This is a genomic window from Actinomyces sp. Z5, from assembly GCF_003287795.1.
Taxonomy (GTDB): Bacteria; Actinomycetota; Actinomycetes; order Actinomycetales; family Actinomycetaceae; genus Actinomyces; species Actinomyces glycerinitolerans.
The window spans coordinates 1-7729 of sequence record NZ_QMIN01000038.1; the positions used below are offsets into that span (position 1 = coordinate 1).

A 7729-nucleotide genomic window follows, 5' to 3' on the forward strand; every position below is an offset into this window, starting at 1 on the left:
AACAAAGAAACCAACAAAAAACCAACAAAACAAACAAACACGACACACTATCGAGATCCCAAACAACACACCCAGTCGAAGCTCCGGGCGGTCTTCCGATCGGCCCTTCACTCCGGCGAGCAGCGTCCGCAATCTTATGAGGAAACTTGATCGGCGTCAAGGCCGGGGAGCATCTCCCCGATCACAGCCGGCTCCTCGCGGATGCGTGGCCGCGCGGCCCGTTCCCGGTTCGGGAACCGCGTCCGACGCAGCGGGCTGTACTTTATCGCCACGGCGCGGGGCGACGTCAAATCCCGCCGCTATGAACTGGACCACGCGGCGCGACGCCGATCCATCGCGCACGGCAGATGCGGAGATGGGCTGCTGGCTCCCCCGAGTTCGAGGTCGAGCCAACAGCCCACGCTTCCCTGCGGTCGCCGGCCGAGCCGCCGGAGTCATCCGCCGATCCAGTTGTCACGGCGCCCGCGTTACGGGTTCCCGTGCATCAGACGGTGGCGAACTTGCGCACCGCCTTGGCGACCGCTGCCGCAACACGCTTGTCGAAGGCACCGGGAATGATGTAGACCGGGCTCAGTTCCTCATCGGCGATCACACCGGCGATGCCCGTGGCCGCAGCGCGCAGCAGCTCCACGGAGATCTCGGTGATGCCTGTGTCAAGCAGACCCCGGAACAGGCCGGGGAAGGCCAGCACGTTGTTGATCTGGTTCGGGAAGTCGCTGCGCCCGGTGGCGACCACGGCGGCGTAGTCGGCCGCACCCACGGGGTCGACCTCCGGGGTGGGGTTGGCCATGGCGAAGACGATCGCGTTCTCGTTCATGACCGCCAGGTCCTTGGGCTCGAGCAAGTTTCCACTCGACACACCGATGAATACGTCGGCCCCCTTCAGGCCCTCCTTGAGGGTGCCGGAGACGTGCCGCGGGTTGGTGTTCTCCGCCAGCCACTTGCGGTGCTCGTTCATGCCCTCGGTGTGCTCGCTGTTGAGTGCGCCCGAGCGGCCGTAGCCGACGATGTCCGTAGCACCATGCGCCATGAGCAGCTTGGCGATGGCGGAGCCCGCCGCGCCGACGCCGGAGAGCACGATACGCACGTCCTCGATCTTCTTGCCAACGACCTTCAGTGCGTTGATCAGCGCCGCCAGAGTGACGATGGCGGTGCCGTGCTGGTCATCATGGAAGACGGGAATGTCGAGTTCCTCGCGCAGGCGCGCCTCGATGTCGAAACACTTGGGCGCGGCGATGTCCTCAAGGTTGATGCCGCCGTAGGCGGGGGCGATCGCCTTGACGATCTTGATGATCTCCTCGGGATCCTTAGTGTCCAGTGCCACCGGCCAGGCGTCGACGTCGCCGAACTGCTTGAACAGCACCGCCTTGCCCTCCATCACCGGCATGGCGGCCTCCGGGCCAATGTCCCCCAGGCCGAGCACGGCGGTCCCGTCGGTGACGACCGCCACCGTGTTCTTCTTGATGGTCAGCTGGCGGGCGCGCTCGGGGTGGTCGTGGATGGCCTTGCACACACGGGCTACACCGGGGGTGTATACGCGGGCGAGATCGCGCCGGTTGTGGATGGGGGTACGCGGCGTGACCTCTACCTTGCCTCCCACGTGGGCGAGGAAGGTGGAGTCGCCGACATTGTGGACGATTACGCCGTCGAGCTGCTTGAGAGCCTCTACCAGTTCACCGCGGTGCTTGGAGTCACGGGTGTCGGCGGTCAGGTCCACGATCAGAGTGTCGCCGTCGGTGTCCGCAACGTCTACGCCGTTGACGATGGCTCCCGTTGCCGAAGCCGTGTCGACGAGCGTCGTGACGGCCTTCTGTGAGGCCGGCACCTCCAGGTGCAGGGCAACGGTGTAGCTGGGACTCGGCTGTGCCATGGGTTGGATCCTCCGTTATGGGGTAAGTCAGACAGACCAACGACGGTCGCAGGTCTCGGCCAGATGACTGTGTATACGGAGTGAGCTTATCCCCATAAAGCGCTAAACAGTTCCGGCTGTCTCTCGGCTCACAGCGGAGAGACAGCCGGATCCGCATGTCCCGTGTCAACGCCGCGAGTTGTCGGTCACCAACGGCGTGGTCGGGTGGTCAAACGCCCACGCGCTCCATCACCAACTCGCGCACCCGGCGCGCGTCGGCCTGCCCCTTGGTGGCCTTCATGACTGCGCCGACAATGGCTCCGGCCGCCTTGACCTTGCCACCGCGGATCTTCTCGGCGACATCCGGATTTGCAGCCAGAGCCTCGTCGACGGCGGCCAGCAGCGCGCCCTCGTCGGAGACGACTTCGAGCCCGCGGCCTTCCACCACCGCTTCGGGATCGCCCTCGCCCGCCAGCACACCCTCCAGCACCTGCCGGGCGAGCTTGTCGGTAAGGCGGCCCGAGTCAACCAGTGCTTGCAGCTCAGCGACCTGCACGGGGGTTATGGGCAGGTCCTCCAGAGCGACCTCCCGCTCCTTGGCGGCGCGGGACAACTCACCCATCCACCACTTGCGCGCCGCCTGGCCGGTCGCACCGGCCAGGACGGTCGCCTCGATGAGTTCTAGCGCGCCCGCGTTGACGACGTCACGCATCTCGTCGTCGGCCAAGTTCCACTCCGCCTTCAGCCGACGCCGTTTGGCGGCCGGCATCTCGGGCAGGCTGGCGCGGATCTGTTCGACCCACTCGCGGCTGGGGGCGAGCGGCACCAAGTCCGGCTCCGGGAAGTAGCGGTAGTCGTCGGCGTCGGACTTGATACGGCCGGCACGGGTGGTGCCGTCCGCCTGGCCGTGCCGGGTCTCCTGCTGGACCGTGCCGCCGTCGGCCAGAATGGCCGCCTGGCGGCTGATCTCATAGCGGACGACGGCGTCGATGCCGCGGAAGGTGTTGACGTTCTTGGTCTCGGTGCGAGTGCCCATGGGGGCGTCGGGGCCCTCGCGTAGGGAGACGTTGACGTCGGCGCGCACGTTGCCGCGCTCCATACGCGCCTCGGACACGCCCAGTGCCCGGAAGATGTCCCGCAGGGTGCGCACGTAGGTGGCGGCAACCTCGGGCGCCCTGGCACCGGCGCCCTCAATGGGGCGCGTCACGATCTCCACCAGCGGCACGCCGGCCCGGTTGTAGTCGACCAGGGAGTGGTCGGCGCCCTCGATACGCCCGTCGGTGCCGCCTACGTGCACGTTCTTGCCGGCGTCCTCCTCCATGTGAGCGCGCTCGATCGGCACGGTGAAGACCGTCCCGTCCTCGAGTTCCACCGGGAGGGCACCGTCGTAGGCGATCGGCTCGTCCGACTGGGAGGTCTGGAAGTCCTTGCACAGGTCCGGGTAGAAGTAGTTCTTCCGGGCGAAGCGGCAGGTCTCGGCGATCTGGCAGCCCAGGGCCAGCCCGATTCGGATGGCGTATTCGACGCCCTTGCCGTTGACAACCGGGAGGGAACCGGGCAGGCCCACACTGGTGGGTGTCACCATGGTGTTCGGCTGGGCCCCGAACACGTTGGGGGCGGCGTCGAACATCTTGGTGGCGGTGCCCAGTTCGACGTGCACCTCCAGCCCGATGACCGGGTCGTAGCGGCGCACGGCCTCGTCGTAGTCCATCAGCTTCTCGCTCATGTCACTTCACCTCCAGCTCGGGGGCCTGGGCAAGCAGGTGACCACCCCACTTGTTCTCCAACATCTGCTCAAGCACCGCGCCCACCCGATACAGGCGGTCGTCGGCGCGCTGCGGCGCGAGGATCTGGAAGCCGACGGGCAGACCGTCACTCAGGCCCGAAGGCAGGCTCATCGCCGGGACACCGGCCAGGTTGGCGGGGATGGTGGTCACGTCGAGCTTATACATGGCCAGCGGGTCGTCCTTCTCCCCGAAGCGGTAGGCCGTAACCGGTGCGGTCGGCGAGACCAGCACGTCCGCCTGCTGCCAAGCGGCGGCGAAGTCGCGCTGCACCAGGGTGCGCACCTTCTGGGCGGAGCCGTAGTAGGCGTCGTAGTACCCGGCCGACAGCACGTGGGTGCCCAGGATGATGCGCCGCTTGACCTCATCGCCGAATCCGGCGCCACGGGTGGCGGACATGACCGTCTCGGCGGTGACCGGGCCCTCCGCGGGCTCGACGCGCAGGCCGTAGCGCATGCCGTCGTAGCGGGCCAGGTTGGAGGAGGCCTCGGCGGGCATGATCAGGTAATAGGCGTCCAGCGCGTACTCCAGGTGGGGCAGCGAGACGGTCTCCACCGCGGCACCCGCCTCCTGAAGCAGTTCCAGAGCGGCATGGAAGGAGTCGACGACGCCGCTCTGGTAGCCCTCGCCCCCATCGAGTTCGGCGATCACCCCGACGCGCAGTCCGCTCAGGTCGGCTCCGGCCTGAGCGGCACGCACCACCTCGGCCATACCGCGCGGCGCGTCCGGCAACGACGTGGAGTCGAGCGGGTCGTAGGAGGCAATGACGTCGTGCAGGAGCGCGGTGTCCAGCACCGTTCGCGCCATGGGGCCGGGGGTGTCCAGGGAGGAGGCCATGGCGATCACGCCGAAGCGGGAGACCGTGCCATATGTGGGCTTCACGCCGACGGTGCCGGTGACGGCGGCGGGCTGGCGGATCGAACCGCCGGTGTCAGTGCCAACCGCGACGGGCGCCTCGAAGGCGCCGACCGCGGCGGCCGAGCCGCCGGAGGAGCCGCCGGGGATGCGCTCGAGGTCCCAGGGATTGGCGGTACGGCCGAAGGCGGAGTGCTCGGTGGAGCCACCCATGGCGAACTCGTCGAGGTTGGTCTTGCCCAGGATCGGCAGGTGCGCGGCACGCAGGTTCTTCACCAGGGTGGCGTCGTACGGTGGCACCCAACCCTCCAGAATCCGGGAGGCGGCGGTGGTCACCTGGCCATGGGTGACGATCAGATCCTTGACCGCCGTCGGCACGCCGGTCAGCTCGGGCACCTGCTCGCCGGCGGCGTCGGCCTCCCGGCGGGCGGCGTCGGCAGCATCGGCGTCGGCCAGGGCCTTTTCGGCGTCGACGTCGAGGAAGGCACCCACGGCGCCGTCGACGGCGGCGATGCGGTCCAGGTGGGCGCGAGTCAGCTCGCGGGAGGAGACCTCGCCGGCGGCCAGGGCGGCGGCCTGCTGGGCAGCACTTGCCCGCACCAGGGCGGCGGCGGTTGTGGTGTCAGAGTTCATCGGCTTCACGAGGCGGAGTCCTCTCCCAGGATGCGAGGCACCATGAACGCGGAGTCCTCCGCGGCGGGGGCGCCGGCGAGCAGTTCTTCGATGTTGAGCGTTGGGCCGGGCGTGTCCTCGCGCATCACATTGGTAAGCGGAACCGGGTGCGAGGTGGCCGGCAGGTCGGGGGTGACCACGCTGTTGACCCGAGCGAAGGCGGAGGCGACCGCATCCAGCTCACCGGCCAGCCGCGTCACCTCCTCGTCACTCAGGGCCACGCGCGCAAGCGCCGCGACGCGAATGACCTCATCCTTGGAGATAGCAGACATGGGCCCGAGTGTATCTACTTGCCGGCCCCCTGCCGAGTCGGCGCCCGCTCGCCCGCCCCTCCGCTCCCACGCACGGCATCGGCTCCTCGGCCGGAGATATGTCACCCGCAACCTTTGCACAGCAATTGCGTTTTCATCACAATAACATTACATAGTGGCGCGACGCATACCGAAACTGCGGGCGCACTACGGCGTTTCCGCACGCCTCATGCGAGAAGTCACAGGCACACCGTGGCGGACAACATTGACATTCCCAGCGGGTGCCGGTGTCATTGGCGGCAGAGGTTCCGCGGTTAGTGCGGATACCCAGAACAGGACGACCCCGCCTTCGCCGGGCCGCCAGCGAATAAGGATCCTATGCACAGCGACAAGCTCCCCACCGGGACGGCCCCGGAGGAGATCGACGAGTCGTCGGCACTGACCGACCGACCCGCTGACACCGATGCTGCCCCGGACACCGTCTTGAAGAGCCCGTATGGCGAGACCCCCGCGGTGGCGCGGACCTCAATCCTTGCCGCAGCGAGCGCCGCGCCGACGGCGCACACCCCCGCCGACGCCGAAGCCACCGCGCAGGCGGCCCAGACGCAGCAGAACGCCCCGGTGGAACCGGTGGATGCAGCGGCGCCCGTCGCCCCGAGCGCAATCACTCCGGCCGAGCCGGATGCGGCCCCCGACGCCGAGGAGACCTCAGCGGTAGCACCTACCGAAACGGCGTCGACCCCGGAGGGCGGGCAGGCATCACCGGCTTCCGCCGAAAGCGCTCCGCTCGCCCCGGATGCTTCGGAGAGTGAAAAGCGGCCCCACCGTCGGCGCCGCTGGGCGCTGGCATCCCTGGCCGCCGCGCTGCTCCTGGTCGGCGTGGGCGGCTACGCCTATGCCGCGCACTACGCCAACGTCGCCGTGCCCGGAACCACGATTGCGGGCACCGACATGGCCGGCATGAGTCGGGACGAGATCGTCGCTGCGATCAACGCCCGGGTACAGGCCGCCACCGTCACCGTCACCGGTGATGTGGAGGCGACCGCCTCCCTGACAGACCTGGGCACAACCGTCGACGCCGAGGCGACCGCGGACGCTGCCATGAGCCGCGGTGCCGACGTCGTCGACCGCTTCACGGCACTGCTGGGCGGATCCGACATCGAAGTCGTCACCACCAGTGATGACGCCGTGTTGGAGGAATACGCCAACGGCCTCGTGCCCGAGGACCAGGCGAAGGCGCAAAACGCCTCGGTGGTGCTCAACACCGACGTCACCACCTTCGAGGTGAGTGCCGCCAGCGCGGGCGTGAGCATAGACACCACCGATCTGGCCGCGGCCACGGCACAGGCCGCGTCCTCACTGACCCCCGCCTCGGTGGATCTGACGTACGTCAACACGCTTCCCGCCGTCTCGGATGCGGATGCTCAGGCCGTGGCGGACACGGCCAACCAGTGGATCTCTCAAGACGTCACCATCACCAACGCGGACGGAACCGCGTCCTACACCGCCGACATCGCGACCAAGGCGTCCTGGGTGGAGGTCACCGAGAACCTCGATGCCGCCCCCACCCTGTCCATTGACAGCGACCAGGTGGCCGAGTGGGTGAGCACCCAGGCGGCCGCCGCCAACGTCGAGCCGGTTGTCGGACAGCGCAACGTCAACTCCTCCGGTCAGGTCGTGGCCACGAGCGTTGAGGCGGTTGCCGGCCAGACGGTTAACAACGCCGAGACCATTACCACGGCCATCGCCGACTCGCTCTCCAGCGGCGAGGCCTACGCCGGCGCCTTCGAAATGACCACCGACGAGGAGCAGTGGGAGGAACGCGAGATCGCCGACGGCGCCGAGAACCTGGTTTACCAGGCGGCCGAGGGCGAGAAGTGGATCGACATCAACCTGTCGGCCAAGACGGTCACCTCCTACGAGGGTGCGACCGTGGTGCGCGGCCCGGTAACCATCGTCGACGGCGCCGCCGCCACCCCCACGGTAACCGGCACGTACCACGTCTACCTGCAGTACGAGACCCAGACCATGCGCGGGCAGAACGCGGACGGCACCGACTACGAGACGGAGAACGTGCCGTGGATCTCCTACTTCTACGCGGGCTACGCACTGCACGGTGCCCCGTGGTGGTCGAGTTGGGGCTTCTCCGCCTCGCACGGCTGCCTGAACATGCCGGTGGCCGAGGCCAAGTGGATCTACGACTGGGCGGAAATCGGCACCACCGTCGTCTCTCACTACTGAGCCTTCGTCGCATCCCGTCGCGACCACCCGAACGGCCCAGACTCGGCCCGCCCACCGTTTGAAGCGGTGGGCGGGCC

General features: G+C 68.0%; 5 protein-coding genes. 1 reads left to right on the forward strand and 4 read right to left on the reverse strand.

From position 1 onward, the window contains the following. Window positions 1–484: 484 nt before the first annotated feature. The 4 genes from DRB06_RS03780 to gatC all read right to left on the reverse strand — a co-directional run bounded on the left by DRB06_RS03780 (window position 485) and on the right by gatC (window position 5432). Window positions 485–1870, reverse strand: a complete 1386-nt coding sequence (locus DRB06_RS03780; RefSeq protein ID WP_073328150.1) for an NAD-dependent malic enzyme — start codon at window positions 1868–1870, stop codon at window positions 485–487. A 208-nt stretch (window positions 1871–2078) separates the two neighbouring features. Next, window positions 2079–3575, reverse strand: coding sequence for an Asp-tRNA(Asn)/Glu-tRNA(Gln) amidotransferase subunit GatB (gene gatB / locus DRB06_RS03785; RefSeq protein ID WP_073328147.1), 1497 nt, complete (start codon window positions 3573–3575; stop codon window positions 2079–2081). A 1-nt stretch (window position 3576) separates the two neighbouring features. After that, entirely contained in the window at window positions 3577–5121 is a 1545-nt protein-coding gene (gatA, locus tag DRB06_RS03790) for an Asp-tRNA(Asn)/Glu-tRNA(Gln) amidotransferase subunit GatA (protein ID WP_073328170.1), read from the reverse strand. A gap of 5 nt (window positions 5122–5126) precedes the next feature. Beyond that, window positions 5127–5432, reverse strand: a complete 306-nt coding sequence (gene gatC, locus DRB06_RS03795; RefSeq protein ID WP_073328145.1) for an Asp-tRNA(Asn)/Glu-tRNA(Gln) amidotransferase subunit GatC — start codon at window positions 5430–5432, stop codon at window positions 5127–5129. Window positions 5433–5789: 357 nt separating this feature from the next. On the opposite strand from gatC, the gene DRB06_RS03800 reads away from it, so the two are divergent. Next, window positions 5790–7652 (forward strand): L,D-transpeptidase, encoded by a 1863-nt coding sequence (locus DRB06_RS03800; RefSeq protein ID WP_111819165.1) that lies wholly within the window; start codon window positions 5790–5792, stop codon window positions 7650–7652. The last annotated feature ends 77 nt before the right edge of the window (window positions 7653–7729 follow it).

Excerpts from the sequence above, each read along its gene's own strand:
- DRB06_RS03780 (WP_073328150.1), bottom strand. The coding sequence starts at position 1,870 with ATGGCACAGCCGAGTCCCAGCTACACCGTTGCCCTGCACCTGGAGGTG.
- gatB (WP_073328147.1), bottom strand. The coding sequence starts at position 3,575 with ATGAGCGAGAAGCTGATGGACTACGACGAGGCCGTGCGCCGCTACGAC.
- gatA (WP_073328170.1), bottom strand. The coding sequence starts at position 5,121 with ATGAACTCTGACACCACAACCGCCGCCGCCCTGGTGCGGGCAAGTGCT.
- gatC (WP_073328145.1), bottom strand. The coding sequence starts at position 5,432 with ATGTCTGCTATCTCCAAGGATGAGGTCATTCGCGTCGCGGCGCTTGCG.
- DRB06_RS03800 (WP_111819165.1), top strand. The coding sequence starts at position 5,790 with ATGCACAGCGACAAGCTCCCCACCGGGACGGCCCCGGAGGAGATCGAC.